This window comes from Novosphingobium sp. 17-62-19 (genome assembly GCF_002256775.1).
GTDB lineage: Bacteria > Pseudomonadota > Alphaproteobacteria > Sphingomonadales > Sphingomonadaceae > Novosphingobium.
In genome coordinates this window covers 1-23,605 of record NZ_NCII01000006.1, presented here as the reverse complement: position 1 = coordinate 23,605, position 23,605 = coordinate 1, and the positions used below count along the sequence as shown (strand labels likewise).

Annotated in this window: 18 protein-coding genes and 1 pseudogene; 15 read left to right on the top strand and 4 right to left on the bottom strand. The window is 63.3% G+C overall.

Features of this window, described 5'->3' with window-relative positions; genetic code table 11:
• Nucleotides 1-37: 37 nt before the first annotated feature.
• Both B7X90_RS01515 and B7X90_RS01510 read left to right on the top strand, forming a co-directional pair.
• Nucleotides 38-487, top strand: a complete 450-nt coding sequence (locus tag B7X90_RS01515) for a hypothetical protein (RefSeq protein WP_292621043.1) — start codon at nt 38-40, stop codon at nt 485-487.
• 14 nt (nt 488-501) lie between these two features.
• Nucleotides 502-1,251 (top strand): TorF family putative porin, encoded by a 750-nt coding sequence (locus tag B7X90_RS01510; protein WP_292621042.1) that lies wholly within the window; start codon nt 502-504, stop codon nt 1,249-1,251.
• Nucleotides 1,252-1,332: 81 nt separating this feature from the next.
• Here B7X90_RS01510 and B7X90_RS01505 read toward each other — a convergent pair whose 3' ends face one another.
• The gene (locus tag B7X90_RS01505) at nt 1,333-1,812 is read right to left on the bottom strand and encodes a peroxiredoxin (protein WP_292621041.1); all 480 of its coding nucleotides are present in this window, start codon (nt 1,810-1,812) and stop codon (nt 1,333-1,335) included.
• Nucleotides 1,813-2,034: 222 nt separating this feature from the next.
• On the opposite strand from B7X90_RS01505, the gene ahcY reads away from it, so the two are divergent.
• From ahcY to trxA, 8 genes are all read left to right on the top strand, one after another.
• Nucleotides 2,035-3,444, top strand: coding sequence for an adenosylhomocysteinase (gene ahcY, locus B7X90_RS01500; protein WP_292621040.1), 1,410 nt, complete (start codon nt 2,035-2,037; stop codon nt 3,442-3,444).
• A gap of 252 nt (nt 3,445-3,696) precedes the next feature.
• Entirely contained in the window at nt 3,697-6,045 is a 2,349-nt protein-coding gene (locus B7X90_RS01495) for a PAS domain-containing sensor histidine kinase (RefSeq protein WP_292621039.1), read from the top strand.
• Complete coding sequence (gene tsaE / locus B7X90_RS01490; protein WP_292621038.1) at nt 6,042-6,491, top strand: tRNA (adenosine(37)-N6)-threonylcarbamoyltransferase complex ATPase subunit type 1 TsaE; 450 nt, start codon at nt 6,042-6,044, stop codon at nt 6,489-6,491. The genes B7X90_RS01495 and tsaE overlap by 4 nt, the downstream gene beginning before the upstream one ends.
• Nucleotides 6,482-7,465 carry a phosphotransferase gene (locus B7X90_RS01485; RefSeq protein WP_292621037.1) on the top strand — a complete coding sequence of 328 codons (984 nt, stop codon included), beginning with the start codon at nt 6,482-6,484 and terminating at the stop codon, nt 7,463-7,465. The genes tsaE and B7X90_RS01485 overlap by 10 nt, the downstream gene beginning before the upstream one ends.
• Nucleotides 7,462-8,184 carry a nucleotidyltransferase family protein gene (locus B7X90_RS01480; RefSeq protein WP_292621036.1) on the top strand — a complete coding sequence of 241 codons (723 nt, stop codon included), beginning with the start codon at nt 7,462-7,464 and terminating at the stop codon, nt 8,182-8,184. Before B7X90_RS01485 ends, B7X90_RS01480 begins: the two co-directional genes overlap by 4 nt.
• On the top strand, nt 8,184-11,162 hold the full coding sequence (locus B7X90_RS01475; RefSeq protein ID WP_292621035.1) for a PD-(D/E)XK nuclease family protein: 2,979 nt from the start codon (nt 8,184-8,186) through the stop codon (nt 11,160-11,162). Before B7X90_RS01480 ends, B7X90_RS01475 begins: the two co-directional genes overlap by 1 nt.
• On the top strand, nt 11,159-14,638 hold the full coding sequence (addA, locus tag B7X90_RS01470; RefSeq protein WP_292621034.1) for a double-strand break repair helicase AddA: 3,480 nt from the start codon (nt 11,159-11,161) through the stop codon (nt 14,636-14,638). The genes B7X90_RS01475 and addA overlap by 4 nt, the downstream gene beginning before the upstream one ends.
• Before the next feature lie 59 nt (nt 14,639-14,697).
• Nucleotides 14,698-15,018: a thioredoxin gene (gene trxA / locus B7X90_RS01465; RefSeq protein ID WP_292621033.1), complete on the top strand. Its 321-nt coding sequence runs from the start codon at nt 14,698-14,700 to the stop codon at nt 15,016-15,018.
• A 126-nt stretch (nt 15,019-15,144) separates the two neighbouring features.
• Here the strand turns inward: trxA and B7X90_RS01460 are convergent, their stop codons facing one another.
• Both B7X90_RS01460 and B7X90_RS01455 read right to left on the bottom strand, forming a co-directional pair.
• Complete coding sequence (locus tag B7X90_RS01460; protein ID WP_292621031.1) at nt 15,145-16,209, bottom strand: glycosyltransferase family 1 protein; 1,065 nt, start codon at nt 16,207-16,209, stop codon at nt 15,145-15,147.
• Nucleotides 16,206-17,117, bottom strand: coding sequence for a UDP-2,3-diacylglucosamine diphosphatase (locus B7X90_RS01455; RefSeq protein WP_292621030.1), 912 nt, complete (start codon nt 17,115-17,117; stop codon nt 16,206-16,208). Before B7X90_RS01455 ends, B7X90_RS01460 begins: the two co-directional genes overlap by 4 nt.
• Before the next feature lie 145 nt (nt 17,118-17,262).
• Between B7X90_RS01455 and B7X90_RS01450 the strand changes: the two are divergent.
• From B7X90_RS01450 to B7X90_RS01430, 5 genes and pseudogenes are all read left to right on the top strand, one after another.
• Nucleotides 17,263-18,818: pseudogene (locus B7X90_RS01450) on the top strand (DNA repair protein RecN).
• Nucleotides 18,818-19,186 (top strand): putative quinol monooxygenase, encoded by a 369-nt coding sequence (locus B7X90_RS01445; protein ID WP_366409649.1) that lies wholly within the window; start codon nt 18,818-18,820, stop codon nt 19,184-19,186. Before B7X90_RS01450 ends, B7X90_RS01445 begins: the two are co-directional and overlap by 1 nt.
• Before the next feature lie 115 nt (nt 19,187-19,301).
• Nucleotides 19,302-19,703: an endonuclease domain-containing protein gene (locus tag B7X90_RS01440; RefSeq protein ID WP_292621088.1), complete on the top strand. Its 402-nt coding sequence runs from the start codon at nt 19,302-19,304 to the stop codon at nt 19,701-19,703.
• Entirely contained in the window at nt 19,700-21,868 is a 2,169-nt protein-coding gene (gene ligA, locus B7X90_RS01435; RefSeq protein WP_292621029.1) for an NAD-dependent DNA ligase LigA, read from the top strand. The genes B7X90_RS01440 and ligA overlap by 4 nt, the downstream gene beginning before the upstream one ends.
• A gap of 3 nt (nt 21,869-21,871) precedes the next feature.
• The gene (locus B7X90_RS01430; protein ID WP_292621028.1) at nt 21,872-22,369 is read left to right on the top strand and encodes a CinA family protein; all 498 of its coding nucleotides are present in this window, start codon (nt 21,872-21,874) and stop codon (nt 22,367-22,369) included.
• A gap of 174 nt (nt 22,370-22,543) precedes the next feature.
• Here B7X90_RS01430 and B7X90_RS01425 read toward each other — a convergent pair whose 3' ends face one another.
• Nucleotides 22,544-23,500, bottom strand: a complete 957-nt coding sequence (locus B7X90_RS01425) for a 50S ribosomal protein L11 methyltransferase (protein WP_292621027.1) — start codon at nt 23,498-23,500, stop codon at nt 22,544-22,546.
• Nucleotides 23,501-23,605 lie beyond the last annotated feature (105 nt).

Here is a 23,605-nt window from a genome sequence, read left to right as displayed (position 1 = left end):
ACCGGAAAAAAGCCGGGACGCAGCAGGAGACAGGAACATGAAGACTTTCGCGTTCGCAGGAATTGCGGCGGGTCTGGCGTTTAGCGCACCCGCGCAGGCGATGGAGCACAAGACGGTGATTGAGCACCCCGTCGGTCCGATTGCAGCAGACTATACAGGCGCAACCCGCGTGGAAATGCAGCAAATCGGCACAGCCGGGGCAGGGGGGCGTCCTTCTTCGCTGCGTTGCCGGTGGTCCGTTTCGCTTTCGGTCGAGCGACATGCACAAGTCGGCGCAAGCTTGCAGGCAAAGCGTTCAATGACACGTGATGATGTGATCAAGGGGTCGTCGCCAGGTTGGTGCTCTGCGCGATTAAGAGGCATCGACAGTGTCGTTGAAGCGCGCCGCGACGAACTGCGCAGCGCAATGATGGCGATGGTGGCGCAAGATCGTGACGTGATCCTCGTTGAAGCAGATAATGCCCACGCAAAGCAGCGCGCGGGATAAGGAGATATGAAAACATGACCGGCATCCATCGCGGCCTTGGCCTGATTTTCGTTGGCGCAACGGCTTTTGGCCTTGCGCCGCAGGCTCAGGCTCAGTCGGTGGATGCTGGGGTGGAGGCGACGACCGATGAAGTGCGGCGCGGACTTAGCTGGAGCGACGGGGAAGTCTCCGGCTCTGCTGACGCCCGCGTCGGTTTCGGCGGCTTCGATGCTTCTGTGCGCTTGGCCATGCTGCGCAAATCGGATCGTCATGCGAACGCTGACGCCGTGGCTGACCTGGCGCTGGGCAAGGACTGGGACGCGGGGGCCTTCACTCTGCGCACCGAAGCAATCGGTCATGTTTTCGGCAATGCCGACAGCAACATGAACTATGGCGAGCTCGGTTTGGGCGCACGCTATTCAATCGGGCCGCTGCAAGTAGGCGGCATGGCTTGGTACGCGCCAAAGCAGGACAACATCGGCGGTGATAACCTGCACTTGCGCGCCACGGCGGATGCCGGACTTCCTGCGTTCCCGGTTACTGTGTTTGGCGCAGTGGGTTATACGACTGGTGATACAAGGGACGCAGACTCAGCGCGACTGCGCCCGGCGGGAGACTACACCGATTGGAAGATTGGTGCGGAATACAACCAGTTTCCGTTCACGCTGGGGGTCGAATATGTTGGCACCGATATCGACACCGACAACATTGTTTCTGTCTCACCCTTTGCAGACCTGAAGCACGCAGGGGATCGCGTTCTGGCGCGGGTCCGCATGTCCTTCTGATAGCCGATACAAGAAAGCCCCCGCAATTGCGGGGGCTTTACGTTTTTGATCAACATTCCCGGCGCGGCGGGAACGCCAGGGTCAGATGTTGTCGACCATGTATTCGGCCGCGCTGACCTTGAAGTCGCCCGGTGCTTCGACGAAAAGCTGCTCGACCACGCCATCGTTCACGACCATCGAGAAACGCTGGCCGCGCTTGCCAAGGCCAAAGCCCGAACCGTCCATCGTAAGGCCAAGCGCTTCGGCAAGGTCGCCGTTGCCGTCTGCCAGCATGGTCACGTCGGCCGAACCCGAAGCTGCACCCCAGGCCTTCATCACGAACGCGTCATTGACGGCGGTGCAAGCGATCTCGTCAATGCCCTTGGCTTTTAGATCGGCGGCCTTTTCCACATAGCCCGGCAGGTGCTTGGCCGAGCAGGTCGGGGTGAATGCGCCGGGGACGGAGAACAGGGCAACCTTCTTGCCCTTGAAATACTCAGACGACTGCACGGCTTCAGGGCCGTCTGCGGTTGCCTTGACAATCTTCACGTCGGGCAGCTTGTCTCCAACAGCGATAGTCATCCCCAATTTCCTTTCGTTTGGGCGGGGCGACGGTGCCCCGTTCCGGTATTGCTGCATGGATATAGGGGCGGCATTGCGGTCTGCAACCGGGGGAACGGCTTCGGTCAAAAGAGTGCGATATAAAGAAAACTTTATATTAAGTTTGCGCAAGCGCCTGTCGCACGCTATGGGCACACCAGAGGCGCGCAAGCCGCGCACAATTTTCTATCAGGAGACTGCTTCGTGGCCAGCGTGCTTGACGCCAAGAACGACTACGTGATCGCCGACATCGGCCTTGCCGACTTTGGCCGCGCCGAAATCAAGATCGCCGAAACCGAAATGCCGGGCCTCATGGCCCTGCGCGAAGAATTCGGCGCATCGCAGCCGCTTAAGGGCGCGCGCATCACCGGTTCGCTGCACATGACGATCCAGACCGCAGTGCTGATCGAAACGCTGACCGCGCTTGGCGCCGAAGTGCGTTGGGCTACCTGCAACATCTACTCGACGCAGGACCATGCTGCCGCTGCCATCGCCGCAGCCGGCATGCCGGTCTTCGCGATCAAGGGTGAGAGCCTTGCCGATTATTGGGACTATGTCGGTTCGATCTTCGACTGGGGTGATGACATCACCGCCAACATGATCCTCGACGATGGCGGCGACGCCACCATGTTCGCACTGTGGGGCGCGCGCGTTGAAGCAGGCGAGAAGCTGTTCGAGCCTTCGAACGCTGAGGAAATCGAATTCGTCCGCGCGCTGAACGCTTTCCTCAAGAAGAAGCCTGGCTACCTCACGGCATCGGTCAAGAACATCAAGGGCGTTTCGGAAGAAACCACCACCGGCGTTCACCGCCTTTACCAGATCGCCAAGGACGGCAAGCTGCCTTTCCCCGCGATCAACGTGAACGATTCGGTCACCAAGTCGAAGTTCGACAACCTTTATGGTTGCAAGGAATCGCTGGTCGACGCGATCCGTCGCGCCACCGACGTAATGCTCGCCGGCAAGGTCGCCTGCGTTGCTGGCTTCGGCGACGTTGGCAAGGGTTCGGCCGCTTCGCTCCGCCAAGGCGGCGCACGCGTCATGGTCACCGAAATCGATCCGATCTGCGCACTGCAGGCCGCGATGGAAGGCTATGAAGTTGTCACGATGGAAGAAGCCATCAAGCGCTGTGACATCTTCGTGACCGCCACCGGCAACGAAGACGTCATCACCGCCGAGCACATGATGGCGATGAAGCCCATGACCATCGTCTGCAATATCGGCCACTTCGACAGCGAGATCCAGATCGCCGCACTCGACAACTACAACTGGACCGAAGTGAAGCCGGGCACCGACCTGGTTCAGTTCCCCGATGGCAAGCAGATCATCATCCTCGCCAAGGGCCGTCTGGTGAATCTGGGCTGCGCCACCGGCCACCCCAGCTTCGTCATGAGCGCCAGCTTCACCAACCAGACGCTCGCGCAGATCGAACTGTGGACCAAGAGCGAGAACTACAAGAACGACGTCTACGTGCTGCCCAAGCACCTCGACGAAAAGGTTGCCGCGCTCCATCTCGAAAAGCTGGGCGTGCAACTGACCAAGCTGAGCAAGAAGCAGGCTGATTACATCGGCGTGCCGGAAGTCGGCCCGTTCAAGCCGGATCACTACCGCTACTAAAAGGTGCGGAATTGATCCGAGTCCCCGCGAAGGCGGGGAACTCAGTCGGTTTACGCTGACCGAGCCGGAACACGCAGAAGCCCCCGCCATCGCGCGGGGGCTTTTGTGCATTTGAAGGCACTTTCAAACGGCTGAGGCCCCCGCCTTCGCGGGGGCGCGATTAACAAGTTGTGCGGCAATTGACGCAAGTTGCAGCCTCAACTTCAACACGCCGCATTGTAATTGTGCAGCGCACGCCGTAGCGAATAGGTGATGCCGTTGCTTACCCAGACTGCACTGGTCCTGATTGGAGTGCTACTCGCCGCATGGACGGCGGGGGCGGGCTGGTTCGTGCTCGATGCCCGCCGTCGCGCGCGCAAGGGTGAGGCGGTGCTGCGTCAAGCCCGCAAGTTGGGCCGGATGGTCGATGAATCGCCCGCGCTGCCACTGTTGGTGCGCGCCGATGGCCGGATCGAAGGGCCTGCTCGACTCGCTGGATGGCTCGGGTTCGATGCCATGCCCGGCTACCTTTCAGAGCTTGATGCCGAAGGCCGTGGCTTTGATGAAGTGCAGCTTTCACGGCTCAGCGATGCCGTGCGCAAGGCGCAAAAGACCGGCGCACCGTTCCGCATGGCGCTCACCCCCAAGGGCGGCACGCGCAGCCTTGCCGCGCACGGCCATCTAGCCGATCCACAAGTCTCCCCGGGTGGCTCCGCGCTCGTCTGGTTCTTTGATTTCTCCGAGAGTCAGGAAGAACTGGTCCGCCTGCGCGAGGAAACGCAAAGCGCCAAGGCTGATTTCGCAGGTCTTTCCGGCTTGATCGAAGCCGCTCCGCTGCCGATGTGGTTTCGCGGGCCAGACCTGCGGCTGCGGTTGGTCAACAGTGCCTATGTCAAGGCCGTCGGCGCGGCCAGCGCCGAGGCAGCGATCGCCCAAGGCACCGAATTGATCGAGCCGATCGACGGCCTTAGCGCCGCGCAAGTCGCCCGGCAGGCGCAATCGCGCCGCGTTCCGGTGGAGCGCTCGCTCCTCGCCACGGTCAAGGGCCAGCGCCGCGCCGTGCGCGTGATCGACCTTCCGCTGGGCGAGGACGGCGTTGCCGGTTACGCGGTGGACATCGAGGAAATGGAGGAATTGATCCGTCAGTTCCGCCGCTTCCGCGAAGCCCAGCGCGAGATGCTCGATACGCTTTCGGCGGGCATCGCGCAGTTTGACGACAAGCGGAATCTGGTCTTCGCCAACCAGCCGTTCCTGCGAATCTTTGGCGTGCCGCAAGCGTGGGTGGTGGACACTCCGCCCTTTGACCGCGTGCTGGACCGGATGCGCGATGCCGGACGCTTGCCTGAAGTGCGCGATTTCCCCGAATGGCGGCGTGAACGGCAGGCGTGGTTCCTTTCGCGCATCCCTGTGGAGGAATCGTGGCACCTTTCGGGCGGCACGCACCTGCGCGTGGTAGGCCAGCCGATGCCCGATGGCGGGCTGCTGATGATCTTCGAGGATCGCACCGAACAACTCCAGCTTTCTGCCACCCGCGACACGTTGCTGCGCACCCGCACCGCCACGTTCGACAATCTGTTCGAATCGCTCGCGGTCTTTGCGCCCGATGGAAAGCTCCAGCTGTGGAACCGGCGCTTTGCGGCCGATTGGGGGCTGGAGGAAGACTTCCTCACAACCCACCCGCGCGCCGATGTTCTGCTTAACAAGCTGGCCCCGTTGCTTAAGCGGCCTGCGCAGATCGGCACCATTGCGCAAGTCATTCAGGCCGCCACGCTAGAGCGCAAGCAGCGCACCGGGCGGCTCACGCTGGCTGATGGGCGGCACCTTGCGCTGGCAGGCGTGCCGCTGCCTGATGGCAACGGGATGCTCACCGTATTGGACATCACCGACAGCCAGAAAGCCGAAGCCGCGCTGCGCGAACGCAATGCCGCGCTGGTCGAGGCCGATGCGGTCAAGACCCGTTTCATCGCCAACATGAGCTACGAATTCCGCACCCCGCTCACCTCGATCGGCGGTTTTGCCGAACTGTTGCAAAGCGGGATCGCGGGCGACCTAACTGAGCAGCAAAACGAATATGTTGGCGCAATCCTGTCGTCGGTCGAAAGGCTTGGCGAGCAGATCGAGAACGTGCTCGACCTTTCGCAAAGCGAGGCAGGCACCCTTCCGCTGGCGCAGGAGCCGGTAGAAGTCTTTCCGCTCTTGACCGAAGTTGTCACCGAACGAGCCGAGCGCCTGTCTACTGCCGGGCTGACGCTCGATCTGCGTGGCGACAAATCCGCTGGCACCATCACCGGCGATGCCCGCCGGCTGCGCCGCGCGTTCGGCCAGCTGATCGACAATGCCATTGCCGCAACGCCCAAGGGCGGGCGCATTCTGGTCGAAGCCGGACGCAAGAAGGGCGGGGCGGTGCAAGTAGTCGTTTCGGACAATGGCAGCGGCATGGAAGCTGCGGTCCTTGCCCGCGCGCTGGAAGGCCTGAAAGTCAGCGCCGATGGCAAAACGGTGGAGCGCAGACAAGGCCTTGGCCTGCCACTGGTGCGCCAACTGGTTGAAGCGCACGGTGGCACGCTTGAACTGTTGTCCGAACCCGGCCTTGGCACAAGCGCCATCGTCGTCCTGCTATGATCGTTGAACTGCCCGATCTCGCAGCGTCCGAAGCGCTGGCCCAACGCATCGCCGCAAAGTTGAAAACCGGCGACGTCGTGGCGCTTTCAGGTGGCCTCGGTGCGGGGAAAACCACACTGGCGCGCGGCATCATCGCCGCGCTGGGGCATCAGGGCGAGGTGCCAAGCCCCAGTTTTGCCATCATAGAACTTTACGAGCCGCCCACCGTCCGACTGCCTCTGGTCCACGCCGATTTCTACCGGCTGGAAGATCCGGCTGAGGCCGAGGAGATCGGACTTGACGATTATCGGCAGGGTGCGGCCATGCTGGCGGAATGGCCGGAACACGCGGGCGGTTTCGCGCATGAACCTGCGTGCCTGTCGATCCTGCTGGAATCCACGGAAAACGGCAGGCGGGCCATTGTAACCGCAGGCCCCAATTGGCTAGAGCGAAGCGCATGGACCTGACTATTCCCACGGGCGTCGAAGCCTTCCTCACGCAGGCAGGCTGGGGCGGTGCCGTGATTGAGCCTTTGCCGGGGGACGCATCGTTCCGCCGCTATTTCCGTATCCGCCGTTCGAATGGCAACGCCATGCTGATGCACGCGCCACCGCCAAACGAAGACCCGCAGCCTTTCCTCCGCGCGGCCAAGTGGCTCGATGCCAATGGCTTGCGCGCGCCGCTCATTCTGGCCGAGGACGCAGAGCAGGGCTTTGTCTTGCTTGAAGATTTCGGCGAAGTGCGGATGCGTGAATATCTTGATGCCTGGCCGCAGGACGAAGACGAGGTCTATCGCAACGCCATTGATGCGCTGTTGCAACTGCGCAAGCTGCCGCCAGGGCCATTCACCGGTTACAGCCTTGCAGAATATCAGCGCGAGGCAAGCCTGTTCGTCGATTGGTATGTGCCTGCGCGTGGCCTTTATGTGGACAGCCGTAGCTGGGCGAATGCGTGGGAAGCGGTGATCTCGCAACTCCTGCCGCGCCAGCGCCCCGGCGTGACCGTGCTGCGGGATTACCATGCTGAAAACGTAATGCTGCTCGGTGGGCTGGAAAAGCAGGGCCTGCTTGATTTTCAGGATGCCCTTGTCGGGCATCCGGCCTACGATCTCGTCTCGCTGTTGCAGGATGCACGGCGCGATGTTTCTCCCGAACTCGAACTGCGTATGCTGGATTACTATCTGCAGAAGTCTGGCGAGGGCGAGGAATTCCTTGCCGACTATGCGCGGCTCGGCGCGCAGCGCAACGCCAAGATCGTGGGCATTTTCGTTCGCCTGTGGAAGCGAGATGGCAAGCCGCGCTACCTTGATTATATCCCGCGCGTCTGGGCGCTGATGGAGCGGGATCTTGCGCATCCCGCGCTCGCGCCGGTAGCACAATGGTTTGACACACACATTCCGGCAGAGCTTCGCGCCGCTGGTGGTGGCCGGTTCGAGCCATGACCAAACCGCTCGCCAGCGATGTTGCGATGGTCCTGTCCGCAGGCCTTGGGAAACGCATGCGCCCGCTCACTGCATCGCGCCCCAAGCCGCTGGTGCAGGTCGCCGGAAAGCCGTTGATCGACCATGCCCTCGAGAAGCTGCAGGAAGCCGGCGTCGCGCGCGCGGTGGTCAATGTGCATTACCTTGCCGATGCGATGGAGGCCTATCTTTCAAGGCGCACGGTTCCTGCCATCAGCATCTCGGACGAACGAGAAAAGCTGCTCGAAACCGGCGGTGGCATGGTCAAGGCGCTGCCGCTGATCGGCACCGATCCGTTCTTTTGCCTGAACTCGGACAACATCTGGCTTGATGGTCCGCGCGATGTGTTTGCGCATCTTTCTGACCACTGGGATGCCGAAAAGATGGACGCGCTGTTGCTGCTGGTGCCGCACGCCCGCGCTTTCAACTATCGCGGCAAGGGCGATTTCCACATGGACGCGTTGGGCCGCATCTCGCGCCGCCGCACCGGACGCGTTGCGCCATTCATCTATAGCGGCATCCAGATAGTTTCGCACCGCCTGCTGCGCGATGCGCCCGAAGGCGCGTTTGGCACAATGACGCTATGGCAAAGGGCGATGGAAGAAGGTCGGCTCTATGGCGTATCGCATCAGGGGCTGTGGTATGAAGTGGGCGAACCGCAGATGATTGCGCCTACCGAGGCGGCGCTCCGGTCCGATTGATGGGCGATCAGCCCCTTCCCAAACGACTGCGCGTATGGTCGATCGCCGCGCACCGTGGCTTTGCCGATGCACTGGTGGCGGGCCTGATCCCGCGGTATCGTGAAGACCGGTTCGGGCTGGCAAGGCTCACGCTGCTTCTGCCCAGCCAGCGCGCCGTGCGCACGATCACCGAAGCCTTCGTGCGGGCGAGCGGCGCAGGACTGCTGCTGCCGCGCATGGCCGTTGTTGGCGATCTGGATCTGGACGAAACGCTGGGGCCGCTGCTCGATCCCATCGGGGCAGGAGCCGCAATTCCTGCCGCCGTCGATCCCACATTCCGCCTGCTGCGCCTTGCCACCTTACTTCGTATCGAACTGGGCGACGAGGCACCGGGTGAGGCCGCACTGATCCGGCAGGCCAAAGGCATTGCGCAAGGCATAGGCCGGTTGCTGGTCGAAGGCGTTCGGATTGAAGACATGCTGGATGAGGCCGTGATCGGCATCGCCGCAGAACTGTCAGAACACTGGCAGGACGCCACACGGCTGTTCGCGCGGGTTTTTGCACACTGGCAGGCAGAGCTTGAAACGTTGGGCAAAGTCGATGCGCCCGAACGCCGCAACCGATTGCTCGATCACGCGGCGCTAGGCTGGAAAGCCCGTCCGCCCGCGCATCCTGTCATCGCCGCTGGCGTAACCTCCGCGTCTCCCGCCGTGGCAAAGCTGCTGCGCGTTGTGGCGGATTTGCCCGATGGTGGCGTGATCCTCCCCGATCTCGATCTCGCACTGGAACCTGAGGTGTGGGATGCGCTCGGCTCGGCAGGTGGCCCCGATGGTGCCGTTTTCGAACGCGGCGATGTCGTCACCCATCCGCAGTACCACCTCAAGCTCCTGCTCAACCGCATGGGCATCGCGCGGGACGAGGTAGAGCCTTGGCACCGCTCCGGCCTTTCGCCAGCGCGGCCAGAGCGCAGCCGCGCGATTTCGAACCTGTTCCTGCCGCCGGAAGCCAGCGCAGCCTGGGTATCGCTCGAAGCCAAGGACCGTCGCCTCACCGGCGTGCGCGTAATGGAGAGCGCAAACCCCGAGGAAGAGGCGCAATCCATCGCCATTCTCGTGCGCGAGGCGCTTGCCGAACCAGAACGCCGCGTCGCGGTTGTCACGCCCGACCGAAGCCTTGCCGCCCGCGTCGTCGCCCATCTGGCGCGCTGGAACGTGGTGGCCGATGACACCGCCGGTCGCCCCCTGCCGCAGACAGCCGCTGGCCGCGTGCTGCTGCAACTCGCCGAACTCGTGGCCGAACGGGCCGCCCCGGTGCCGCTGCTCGCCCTGCTCAGCCATCCGCTGGTGCAACCGGGCGAGGGGCGTGTGATCTGGCTGGAACGCGTCCGCCAACTCGATCTGATCCTGCGCGGCCCAAGGCCGGGGCCGGGGCTTCCCGCCATCCGCCAGCGTGTCGAAGAGCATGAGCGCCGCCATCCCGGCCTCACCGAGTGGTGGTCTGGTGTTGAGGATCTGCTGTTCCCTCTCGTCCCGCTCGAAGGCGAAATTTCGCTCGATTCCGCGTTGATCGCACTGTCCGAAGCGGGCGAGGCGCTGTGCGGCACTGGTCTGTGGGCACAGGCCGATGGCCGCTGCCTTGCCCAATTCGTCGAACGCTGGCGCGAGGCGGCAACATCGGCCCCCACGCTTCTCGCTTCTGAAGAACTTCCCGCGCTGCTGCGCGATGCGATGGAGGACGTCTCTGTCCGTCCGCCCTACGGCGGCCACCCGCGCCTTGCCATCTACGGCTTGCTCGAAGCGCGCATGAGCCGCGCTGATCTGGTGATCTGCGGGGGGGTGACCGAAGGCACCTGGCCGGGCCGCCCGGCGCCTGATCCGCTGCTCGCACCGCCGGTTCTGCGCGCGCTCGGCATTCCCGGCGCCGATTTCCGCATCGGCCTGTCCGCGCATGATCTTGCCGCTGCCTTGGGCGCGCCCGAAGTGGTGCTGAGCCACGCGCAACGCGATGCGACCGGCCCCGTCATCCCCTCACGCTTCCTGTTGCGCATCCACGCCATGTTGGGCGATCAACTGCGTCATGAAACGCGCGCGGTGGAACTTGCACAGGCACTGGCAAACCCGGCCCCAGCGCCTGCACACCCGCGCCCGCATCCGATGCCCAGCGCCGAACAGCGCAAGGTCGACATTGCCGTCACCGCACTGGATCGGCTACGCGGTGATCCCTACCAGTTCTACGCCTCGGCCATCCTTGGACTGCGTAGCCTCGACCCTGTCGATTCCGATCCGACAGCAGCGTGGAAGGGTACGGCGGTCCACAAAATCTTGCAGGATTGGCACGAAGCTGGCGGCGTTCCCGGCCAACTGATCCCGCTGGCGGAACAGAAGTTCGATGAAATGAGCGCACATCCCTTCATGCGCGCCATGTGGAAGCCGCGTCTTATCGACGCGCTCCACTGGATCGAGGAAGAAACCGACCGCCTTGCAGGCGAGGGCCGTGACGTGCTCGCTATCGAAAAGAAGGGCGAGATGCGCGTCGATGGCATCCGCATCCACGGGCGTGCGGATCGCATAGACAAGCTGGCCGACGGCACGCTCGCTATCGTCGACTACAAGACCGGAATGCCGCCATCGGGCCGCATGGTGCAGGAAGGATACGCCCTGCAACTCGGACTCATCGGCATGATCGCGGTGCAGGGCGGTATCGACGGTGTGAAGGGTGAGCCTGCGCGCTTCGAATACTGGTCACTGGGCCGCAACAAGCAACGCGGCTTTGGCTACATGGACAGCCCCGTCCTCGAAGGCCGCAAGAAGTCCGGCCTCCCGCTTGACGAGTTCTTGCCCGAAACCGAACGCTACCTGCGCGAGGCGATTGCCCGCTGGCTGCTCGGCAGCGAACCATTCACTGCGCGGCTCAATCCTGATTTGCCGAGCTATACCGACTATGACCAGTTGATGCGCCTCGACGAATGGCAAGGCCGCGAAGGGGAAGGCGAGCCATGAGTAAGGTCTACCCGCTCAAGGACAACCAGGCCCACGCCGTCCATCCACAACGCACCGTCTGGCTCTCAGCCTCGGCAGGCACGGGCAAGACGCAGGTGCTGTCCGCCCGCGTGCTCCGCCTGCTGTTGCAGGATGGCGTCGAGCCTGAGCAGATACTCTGCCTCACTTTTACCAAGGCTGGCGCGGCCGAAATGGCCACGCGCGTCAACGAAGTGTTGGCCGGATGGGTGCGGCTGCCAGAAATCGAATTGGCCGCGCAATTGAAGGCCATCGGCGCGCCCTTCGGGCCTGAAACCGTGGCTCGCGCGCGCAGCCGCTTTGCTGCCGTGCTTGATTGCCCCGGCGGCGGCTTGCGGATCGAAACGATCCACGCCTTCTGCCAGTGGCTGCTCGCGTCATTCCCGGTAGAAGCCGGCCTGCGCCCCGGCACCCGCGCGATGGAGGACCGCGACCGCGCGTTGCTGGTCCGTCAGGTGCTGGCCGAGCTGCTGGTCCATGCAGAACAGCAGGGCGATGAGGCGCTCATCGAGAATCTCGCCACCCTCTCACGGCGGATGAGCGAGGATCAGGTCGAATCCTTCCTGCTCCGGTGCGCTGGTGCACTGGATCTGTGGCAAGGCACCGGCGCATGGCAGCCCCCACTGCGCCCCCGCATCAACCGTGTGATAGGGCTGGGCGAGGATGACGGCCCCGAAAGCCTCGCCACGATGTGTGCTGACGACGTTTTCGATCATCGCGCACTGCGGTCATGCTTGGAAGTCCAACTCGATTGGAACACGGCCAACGGAAAGAAGATGGCCGAGCCGATCTCCGAATGGCTGTCTGCCTTGCCCGAGCAACGCTCGCTCGACATCGAAGTTCTGGCCAAGGCCCTGCTCAATGCCGAAGGTGAGCCCAAGTGGCTCAAGAACCTGCTAAAGATCGATGGCTCGTACGAAGAAGCCGCCACGCGCGTCAAAACCTGCATCGAGGCGGTCCGCGCGCGCAAGGCGCAGATCGATCTGGCCGACTTGCTTGACACCGCACTCACCGTTGGCCGCCGCTTTGCCCTCGCATGGGATACCGCCAAGGCGCGCGAAGGCTTCATCGATTTCGACGATCAGATCCGCACCGCCGCCGAACTGCTGACCAAGCGTACCAGCGCCGACTGGATTCGCTTCAAACTGGACCGACGCTTCGACCACATCCTTGTCGACGAGGCGCAGGACACCAACGCCTCACAGTGGGACATCGTGCTCGAAGGATTGGTGTCAGACTTTTTCACCGGTGAAGGCCAGCGCGGCCCCGCCGTGCGCACGCTGTTCGTGGTGGGCGATTACAAGCAGGCGATCTTCGGCTTTCAGGGGACCAGCCCCGAAAACTTCGCCCGCGCCAGCCACAAGGTCCGCGCGCAGCTTGCCGACGTCGCCGAAATCCTGCGCGATCCTGACCGCAAGCTGCTTGAACTCGGCCTCGGCCAGTCGTTCCGCACCGCGCGCCCGATTCTCGATTTTGTCGATGCCGCCATCGATCATATCGGCTGGGACCGGCTCGGTCTGGAAAACAAGCCCGAACGCCACGTCGGCCTCGACATCCCCGGCACAGTCGGCATGTGGCGCGTGGTGGGGGACGATGCGCCCGATGAGGATGAGGCGGGCGAAGGCGCGGGCGATGAAGGCGCGGAAAGCTGGCTCTCGCGGCCCGATCGCAAGCTGGCAGACCAGATCGCGCTGCAAGTCAAAGGCTGGATCGCCAGCGGCTTCCCGCTCAGCAAGGGCGGCCCTAAGACGGCTGGCCCCGGCGATGTCATGATCCTTGTGCGCAAGCGCAAGGAACTGGCCGGATTGATCGTTGCGCGGCTCCATGCGCGCGGGGTGCCCGTCGCAGGTGTCGACAGGTTGCGTCTAGGTGCGCCTCTGGCCGTCAAGGATCTGGTCGCCGCGCTGCGCTTTGCTGCGCAGCCGCTCGATGACCTGAACCTTGGGTCACTGCTGGTATCGCCGCTGATCGGCTGGTCGCAGGAAGACCTGCTCGAACACGGCTATCGCAAGGGCGGGGTGCGCCTGTGGGACAAGCTGCGGCAGGATCGCCATCCCTTTGCCGCGCAAACCGCCCAAAAGCTGGGCAGCCTGCTGAACCGTGCCGATTACGATCCACCGCAAGTGCTGCTGCACTGGCTGCTGGTTGGCCCGTGGGATGGCCGGTCAAAGCTGGTGGCGCGGTTGGGGCGTGAAGCCAACGATCCCATCGACGAATTGCTAAACGCCGCAATGGCTTATGCCAGCGCCAACGTGCCCAGCCTTGTCGGTTTCCTGCAATGGTTTGACGCAGGCGAGGGGGAATTGAAGCGCGAGGCGGGTAAGGCCGAAGGGCTGGTCCGCGTGATGACCGTCCACGGGTCGAAGGGCCTGCAAGCCCCCATCGTGATCCTTGCCGATGCGGCGGACGATCCCGATGCTTCGCCTCCGCGTGGGCTGGAACTTGTCGAGGACATTCTCGGCACGCTGCGTAAGGTACCGCTGCCTTCGCTGCGCAAGGAAGAGAAAGCGCCCGCCGTGCTTGAAGCCGAGGCTGAAGCCGCGCAGGCCGAGCGTGAGGAGCATTGGCGCCTGCTTTATGTGGCGATGACCCGTGCCGAAGAAGCGCTGTTCATCGCCGGGGCAAAGGGTAAGAAGCGCAAGAAAAATGGCGGCGAGCTGCCTGAAGACAGCTGGTACGCGCAGCTCGAACAGCTCTTCGCAGAAGATTGGCGTGAAGACGCGCTGTGGGGTGGCATCCGCCAGATCGGCGGCCCGCCGCCCTTCGCCGCGCCCAAAGCTGAAAATGCAGCGGCCTCCTTCCCAATGCTGCCGGATGTTCTGCTCAACCCTATCGGCCCTGAACCGCGCCCGCCGCGTCCGCTTGCGCCATCGTCACTTGGTGAGGATGATGCGTCCGATCCTCCAGCATCGCCGGGACCACACGCGATGCTGGCGGCGCGGCGCGGCACGTTGTTGCACAGGCTGATCGAGCGGCTTCCAGAGCTTGCAGCGGAAGACCGCCGCGCTGCTGGTCTGGCATGGCTGGCCCAGACCGATGATGAGTTTGATGCGTCCGATCAGGTCGCGATGGTCGATTCCGCGCTTGCCGTGCTGTCTCACCCCGATTGGGCGGATGTCTTTGGCCCGGATTCGCTGGCTGAAGTGCCACTTGCCGCTGTGGTTGGCGGGCGCGTGGTCAGCGGCACGGTGGACCGGCTGGTGATCGGCAAGGACCGCATCCGCATCGTCGATTTCAAGACCGCAAGGCGACCTCCGGCGTCAATCGCAGCGGTTCCGATGGCTTACATCAGGCAGATGGCAGCCTACGTCGCAGCGCTGGAAGCGATCCATCCCGGCCTTCCGGTGGAGGCGGGGCTGCTCTACACCCACACGCCCGAACTGTTCGTATTGCCCGATGATCTGATCGCGGCGCAAAAGCTGCGCATTGCAGGGGTTCAGGAATCCTTTGCGGGCTGATCGCTTGCACCGCGCCCCGCAGTGCCTAGATTGCTCTCAACCATTCAGGAGTTCATCACATGTCGACCAAGGCCGTAACCGACGCCACTTTTGCCACCGAAGTGCTGGGCAGCAGCAAGCCCGTGCTTGTCGATTTCTGGGCAGACTGGTGCGGCCCGTGCAAGATGATCGCACCGGCGCTCGAAGAAATCTCGGATGAGCTTTCCGAACAGGTCGAGATCGTCAAGGTCGACATCATGGAAAACACCGACACTGCCAGCCAGTTCGGCGTGCAGTCGATCCCACTGATGATCCTGTTCAAGGATGGCAAGCCGGTTGCTCAGAAGCTTGGCGCTGCACCGAAGAGCCAGCTCAAGGGTTGGTTGGAAAGCGTCCTCTAAGCGAGACGCCCGAACACAATCCGTGCGCCCCCGCGAAGGCGGGGGCCTCAGGCGTGTTAAGAAGCGCTGGCTTGTAACGAACCGCAACCCCGCTCTCGCCCTGCGGCAAGAGCGGGGTATTTTGCGTCAGGCAACCTCACGCTCCCGCACCGGCTCCAGCGCTTCGCTGACAGCCGCCAGAAACTCATCCGTCGCGCGGTCCCAGTTGTAACGCGCACCCTGTACGGCCGCGCCAACTCGATCACATCGCAGGGCCTTTTGGATCGCCAGCGCCAGATCATCCTCAAGCGCACCGATCTGCATCGGCAGGTCGTCACGCGGGCCATAGCCGCGCTTACCGATCACATCGAGTGGCCCCGGCACGGCGAATCCTGCCACTGGCAAGCCGCAGGCCAGCGCTTCGATCATCACCAGCCCGAAGGTGTCGGTCTTGCTGGGGAAAACGAAGACATCAGCCGACGCATAAGCGCTGGCAAGGTCTTCGCCATGCAAGGCGCCGAGAAACTGAACATCTGGATAGGCTGCCTTAAGGCGAGCCAGATCCGGGCCGTTGCCCACGACGACCTTGGTTCCGGCGACATCGGCGTCAAGGAACGCCGTCAGGTTCTTCTCGATGGCCACGCGACCGACGTTCAGCATGATCGGGCGTGGCAGATCAGCCAGTTGTGCCAGCGGCTCATGTCCTGGCCGAAACAACTGCCGGTCGATCCCCCGCGTCCAGAGACGCGTGTGGTGAATGCCCTGCCTCGCAAGTTCATCCGCCAGCGTTGGCGTGGAAACAAGCACAGCCCGGCTCGATCCATGAAACCGGCGCATCAGCGGCCAGAAGTGATCTGCGGAAAGCCCCGTGCGTACTGCTGCATATTCGGGAAAGCGCGTGTGAAACGCGCTGGTGAACGGTACCCGGTTGGCCTTGCACCAACTCCGCGCGCTCCAGCCGATCGGTCCTTCGGTAGCAATATGCACCACATCGGGCGCGAAATCGGCCAAGGTGCGGCGCGTGCCAAAGCGCGGGGCCATCGCGAGGCGGATTTCGCTGTAACCGGGCAGCGGTATGGTGAGGAACTGGCCGGGCGTGATCAACTCGATCTCGTGCCCGCGCGCGGCGAGCCGGTCGACCGTGGCGGAAAGCGTGCGGACCACGCCATTGACTTGCGGGTGCCAGGCATCGGTGCAGATGGCGATTCTCATGCCGGTTCCTCCTCCAGCGCGGGGATGGGCTTGAGCGCGGCTTTCACTGCCGCGGCGCGGCGGGATTCCTCGGCCCAGTCGATGATCGAAATCTCGCCGAACTGGTCTTCGGCCAGCGCGGTGCAGCTTTCGACCCAATCACCGTCGTTGTAATAGGTAATGTCGCCGATCTGGCGGATTTCGGCGCAGTGGATATGGCCGCAGACCACGCCATCCACGCCCATATCGCGCGCCGCGTGCGCCACCGCTTCTTCGAAATCGCAGACGAACTGAACCGCGTTCTTAACGCGCTTTTTCAAATACGAAGAGAGCGACCAGTACGGCATCTTGAACTGGCGTCGGATCATGTTGACCCACACATTCGCCCGCAGAAGCACCGAATAGGCCTTGTCCCCCAGAAACGCGAGCCAGCGGGCATAGAGCACCACGCCATCGAACCCGTCGCCATGCGTCACCAGCAGGCGACGGCCATCGGCAGTCTCGTGGATCATGTCGAGCGCCAGTTCCACGCCGCCAAAGCTCATTCCCGCATAAGGGCGCAGCATCTCGTCATGGTTGCCCGCAATCAGGATGACCCGCGTTCCGCGATGCGCCATCTTGAGGATGCGGCGGATGACTTCGTTGTGCGCATCGGGCCAGTACCAGCCCTTGCTCAGCCGCCAGCCATCGACGATGTCGCCGACCAGATAGAGCGTCTCGCACTCGATTGCCGCAAGGAAATCCAGCAGCATCGGCGCGTTGCAGCCCCGCGTGCCCAGATGGACGTCCGAAATCCACACCGTGCGGTACTTCCGCTTGGGCCGGAAGCCGCGCGGTTCAGGCAGGTCGAGCCACGCGGGGATGGAGGAGCTGAGTTCAGCGGCGGTCTTGAGCAGGGTCTTGCCGTCATGCTTGGCACGGGTAGCCATGAGCGCACCTCTTTCGATGTCACCCCGCTTTGGCGGATTCGCATTGCGCGCATGTGGCACTGTGTCACGTCAATGAAACACATGGGGAACGAAACATGACATGGGAGCGTGACGCGGGCGCATTGACGCGCTAGAGAATCGCGCGATGCTGACCAGCCTTTCGATCCGCAATGTCGTGCTCATCGAAGCGCTCGACCTGTCGTTCTCCGGCGGCCTCGGCGTGCTGACGGGTGAAACCGGCGCGGGCAAGTCGATCTTGCTCGATGCGCTGGGCCTTGTGCTGGGTGACCGCGCAGACAGTGGCCTGGTGCGCGGGGGTGAAGTTCAGGCCAGCGTTACCGCCACGTTCGAGTTCAATCGCCTGCCGGAAACGATCTGCCACGCTCTGGGCGAAGCCGAAGTGGACCTGGAACCGGGCGAACCGCTGATCGTCAAACGCAGGCTCAAAGCCGATGGCGGATCAAAGGCCTTCATCAACGATCAGCCCGTCGGCGTGGCCCTCTTGCGCGAAATTGCGCGCAGCCTTGTCGAACTTCACGGCCAGCACGATGATCGCGGCCTCGTCAACGCACGCGGCCATCGCGCTTTGCTCGATCGCTATGCCGGTGCAGATTCGGCGGGGGTCGAAGCCGCATGGATCAAGTGGCGCAAGGCAGAAGACGCACTCCATGCAGCGCAGGCCCGTGTGACCAAGGCTGCCGAAGAACAAGACCTGCTGCTCGCCCACCTCGCCGAACTCACCACGCTGGCCCCAGAGGCGGGCGAGGAAGAAGACCTCGCAGGCCAGCGCGCCGACATGCAGAAGGGTGAGCGGCTTTCGGGCGACCTTGTCGAACTGCAACGCCTGTGGGAAGGCTCGGACTCCGCGCTCGCCACCTTGCGCAGCGCAGCGCGGCGGCTTGACCGGATCGCCACTGAACACCCGATGCTGGCCGAAGCGTTGGAAGCGCTGGACCGCGCCGTGATCGAAGCCGGGGAGGCCGAGGACAAACTCGCCCGCGCCGCCGAACTGCTTTCGCACGATCCCGCGATGCTCGACCGGATCGAAACGCGCCTGTTCGATCTGCGCGCCGCCGCCCGCAAGCACAATTGCACGGTCGATGAGCTTGCGCACAAAATGCACGAAATGCGCGCCGCGCTCGATGCCATCGAAGGCGGTGAGGCGCAGATCGCAGACCTTGAACGCAGCGCGCGCGAGGCTGCACTGGATTATCAGGCCAAGGCCGAAACGCTCTCGGTCATGCGCGCCGAAGCTGCGCGCAGGCTCGACAAGGCCGTCGCCGCCGAACTTGCGCCGCTCAAGCTTGACGCCGCCAAGTTCCACACTGCCGTGTTGCGCCTGCCCGAAGATCGCTGGGGCGCGGGCGGGATCGACGCGGTCGAATTCCTGATTTCCACCAACCCCGGTGCCGATTTTGCGCCCTTGGGCAAGATTGCCTCAGGTGGCGAACTCTCGCGTTTCATCCTCGCGCTCAAGGTTGCGCTGGCGGAAGAGGGCGGGGCGGCCACGATCATCTTCGACGAAATCGACCGGGGCGTGGGCGGTGCCGTCGCCAGCGCTATCGGCGACCGGCTGGCCCGCCTTGCCAGCGGCGGCTCGATGCAGCGGCACGCAAGGAGGAAATCGCGCGGATGCTCTCCGGCGCGGAAGTCACCGCAGAGGCCCGCGCACAGGCCGATCGCCTGCTGGAAAAGGCGTGATGTTCGCGCGGCGCACGGTGCTGGCAGGCGCTGCCGCAGCGCTTCTGGTTTCAAGGAAAGGTCTGGCGATGGAAGAGATCGAGCCCGAAAACGTGTACGCAATCATCGGCCAGATGATGTCTGCCCCCGGCAAGCGCGAGGAACTGATCGGTTACCTCGGCGAAGGGTCACAGGACATGCCCGGCAACCTCGCCTACCAGATCTGGCGCGACAAGGGCGACGAGAACAGCATCTGGATCACCGAAGTCTGGCGCGACGAAGCCTCGCACAAAGCAAGCCTCGGCTTGCCGCAAGTGCAAGAAGCCATCCGCAAGGCCCGCCCGATCATCGCGGGCTTTGGGGCGAGGGCTGAGGTGGAGCGGGTTTAAGGTGAGTGAACACCACCCCCCGACCCCCTCCTCTAAAGAGGAGGGGGAGCAGAACATAAAAGCCCCCTCCTCTTTAGAGGAGGGGGTTGGGGGTGGTGTTTCGCAACGTCAGACCATGCTTCAACGCGCGTCCAAAATGCGCCGTGAACCCACCGAACCCGAACGCAAACTCTGGATGACGCTCCGCGATAGCAGGCTAGGAAGTCATAAGTTCCGCAGGCAGAAAGTGGTTGAAAATCGCATTCTCGATTTCTTCTGTCCCGCAAAGCTGCTGGCAGTTGAAGTGGACGGCCAAACGCACGACCGCGAACAAGATTTGAAACGCGACAGGCTGTTCGAATGTTCGACCGGCATCGCCACTGTCCGCTTCACCAACGAAGACATCATGACAAATCTGGAGGGCGTCGAGACCGCCTTGCTGCTCGCGCTGCAAGAGCGGCCGGACAGGTGGGGGCGGGATCAACACCACCCCCCGACCCCCTCCTCTAAAGAGGAGGGGGAGTACGCCCCGCTATGACTGACACCACCGAAGCCGATGCCGCCAACGAACTCATGCGGCTGGCCAGGCAGATCGCCAAGCACAATCGGCTTTACCATGCCGAGGATTCGCCTGAAATTTCAGATGCGGAATATGACGCGCTCGTTCGGCGCAATGCCGAGCTTGAAGCTGCCTATCCGCACCTGATCCGGCCCGACAGCCCCAGCGCCCAAGTCGGCCATGAAGTCGCTGCTTCGCCCTTGCGCAAGGTGGCGCACGAAGTTCGGATGATGAGCCTCGACAATGCCTTTACGGACGACGAAGTCGAGGAATTCGTCGCTCGCGTCCGGCGCTTCCTGGCACTGCCTGACGATGCCGAAGTGGTGATGACGGCTGAAGACAAGATCGACGGCCTGTCCTGCTCGCTCCGCTATGAACACGGCAAACTGGTCCGCGCTGCCACGCGCGGTGACGGGCAGGTGGGTGAGGATGTGACGGCCAATGTAGCCTACATCTCCGACATTCCGCAGGAATTGAAAGGCGCTGGCCTGTTCGACATCCCTGCCGTCTTCGAAATCCGCGGCGAGGTCTACATGGCCAAGGAAGACTTCCTCGCCCTCAATTCCCGCCAGGCCGAGGCTGGCGACAAGATCTTCGCCAACCCGCGCAATGCCGCCGCCGGATCGCTGCGCCAGAAGGACGCCAGCGTCACCGCCAGCCGTCCTTTACGGTTCCTCGCTCACGGTTGGGGCGCGGCCAGCAAGGTTCCTGCGGCTGCCCAGTATGACATGATGCGCAAGATCGCGGACTGGGGCGTGCCCGTCTCGCCGCTGCTGGTTCGCTGCTCGTCAGCCGCAGAGATGGTCGCACACTATCGCAGCATCGGCGCCCAGCGTGCCGATCTGCCCTATGACATCGATGGCGTGGTCTACAAGGTCGACCGGCTCGATTGGCAGGATCGCCTCGGCTTCGTCGCCAAGGCCCCGCGCTGGGGCATCGCGCACAAGTTTCCCGCCGAGCGCGCCGAAACCACGCTCGAAGCCATTGACATTCAGGTGGGCCGCACCGGCAAGTTGACGCCTGTGGGACGCCTTAAGCCGGTGTTGGTCGGCGGCGTCACCGTCACCAATGTCACTTTGCACAACCGGGATGAAATCGGCCGCCTCGGCGTGCGCGTGGGGGACCGCATCGTCCTCCAGCGCGCAGGCGATGTGATCCCGCAGGTGGTCGAAAACCTGACGCGCGACGAGCCCCGCGAGCCCTACCACTTCCCCGACCATTGCCCCGAATGCGGCTCCGAAGCCGTGGCCGAGGAAGGCGAAGTCGATGTGCGCTGCACCGGCGGGTTGATCTGCCCGGCCCAGCGCGTCGAACGCCTCAAACACTTCGTCAGCCGCGCCGCGCTCGATATCGAAGGGCTGGGCGAGAAGACCATCGTCGAGTTCTTCCAGCTCGGCTGGCTTGAAAGCCCCGCCGACATCTTCCGCCTCCGTAAGCGCCGCAGCGACATCGTCGGGCGTGAGGGCTGGAAGGACAAGTCTGTGGACAACCTGTTGGCAGCCATCGAAGCCAAGCGCGAACCCGACGCCGCCCGCCTACTCTTCGGCCTCGGTATCCGCCATGTCGGCGCGGTAACGGCGCGGGATTTGATGAAGCGCTTCGTAACGCTCCCAGCGCTCCGTGAAGCGGCTGAACAAGCATCCTCCCCGGCACGGGGAGGGGGACCGGCGAACGCCGGTGGAGGGGACTCTCAACACGAAACCGCGGCTGAAACCGATAGCCCCCTCCACCATCCTGCGGATGGTCCCCCTCCCCGTGCCGGGGAGGAATTGCTTTCCATTGATGGCGTAGGCCCCGTCGTCGTCGAGGCGCTCGGCGATTTCTTCCACGAACCGCACAACATTGCCGTCTGGGAAGACCTGCTCTCCGAAGTCTCGCCGCCGGCCTATGTGGTGGAGACGAAGGACAGCGCCGTAGCCGGAAAGACCATCGTCTTCACGGGCAAGCTCGAAACGATGAGCCGCGACGAGGCCAAGGCACAAGCCGAAGCCCTTGGTGCGCGCGCTGCCGGATCGGTCTCAGCCAAAACCGGTCTCGTCGTTGCAGGGCCGGGCGCTGGATCAAAACTCAAGCAGGCGGCTGCGCTGGGCATAGATGTAATCGACGAAGCGGCTTGGGCCGAAATCGTCAGGCAAGCGGGGTAGGCGATGCTCGAAGTGCTCGCTGCCCTTGCCGCCGAAGCAGGCACGTTGCTGAAAACGCGCAAGCAAACCATTGCTGTGGTTGACGGCTCCACAGGCGGCCTGATTTCGGCAAGCCTGCTTGCCATGCCCGGCGCATCGGCGTTCTACCTTGGCGGCGGCGTGATCTACACGCTCAAAGGAAGGCGCATCGTTCTCGGCCACGGACCCGGCTCGCTGCGCAGCTTTACCTCAGCCACTACGGACTATGCGCTGGCACAGGCCCGCTTGATCCGTCAGCGTTATGGCGCGGACTGGGGCATTGCTGAAACGGGAGCATCTGGCGGCAGCGCGCATCCGCTCGGCGTGGCAGCAGGCACCAGCGCGATTGGTGTGGTGGGGCCTGATGGCGTGGAAGGATCGACCCTCGTCACCACCCAAAGCAATAACCGTCTGGCCAATATGCAGACCTTCACCGAAGCGGCACTGGTTCTGTTACGCGATGTGCTGGAGCGGGAATGCTAGCGCCGTACCGTTTTCCTACACGGACCGGTTTGGGTATGATCGGCCGATGGAAAATGACCCGTTCTTCAGCGTATTACACATCCATTCAGACCCGCGCCGGGGCCTGAAGTAATTTCCATGGGCCGTGTAAACTGTGTAAACCTGTTCAGGCTCAGGCGCGCAAACCTGAACGGTTCAATGCCATTTAAGTCCCTCGTTCAGCGTGCTGATGCGACTCGACCGAACGCTGCCAACCGCACGGCGGCGCAGCCACAGAATAGACCAGTCGCCGCGCACCATTCGCGCCGCCAGTCTCAGCCCTGCCTTACGGTAAGCCGCCCGCACCGCAGCCTCCTGCGTTTCAAGCAAGCCCGCCAGCAGCACCGACCCGCCCGGCACCACGGCGCGGGCAAATTCGGGTGCGAGTTCCACCAGTGGTCCTGCGAGAATGTTTGCAATCAGGAGATCATAGGGCGCAGCAGCTTGCAGCAAGGCATGGTCCATGCCCGGCGCAATAACCATCGCCATGCGGCCCAAGCCGTCCCCCAGTTGAATACCGTTGTTCGCGGCATTCTCTGCCACAACCGGTGCGCAAACCGCGTCTATGTCGCTGGCGATGGCGCGGGCGCTTGGCCACAGATGCAGACTTGCAAAGCCCAGCAGCCCGGTGCCCGTGCCGATGTCGGCCAGATTGCGCACGGTCACGCCCTGCCGCTTCATGTGGCTTAACATGGCAAGGCAGCCTGCGGTCGTCGCGTGCTGACCCGTGCCGAAGGCCTGGCTGGCGGGTATCACGAAGTCGCGCACACCGGGCTGTGCCAGCGGCAGATACTCGGGGGTGTGGACATAGAACACACCCTCGCGGATCGGCTCGACGCCTTGCTGGCTGAGCGTCACCCAGTCCTCGTCGGGCAGTTCCTCAACATTCAGTTTGGGCGGAGTGCCTTCGAACAGGTCGGCAATGGCGTTCTGGTCGGCCTTGGTCGGCTTGCGGTCCATCCATGCTTCGAGTTGCCAGTCCTCAGGCTTGTCCTCGGCAATCTCGCTTCCGGCGATGACGATTTCCGGGTGCCAGTCCCACGCATCTTCATGCGCGATCAGTGCGGCCTGAACCACGTCGCGGGGGGCAAAAACAATGACTTTCCAGCTCATTTCCGAAGTGCCTTTTCAAGCCGATCACGCGCTCCGGCGGCAAGCGTCTTGCAGGCTTCGGGGTCTTCCAACGGCCTTGCCCCGCTCATCCGTTCGAACATGGCG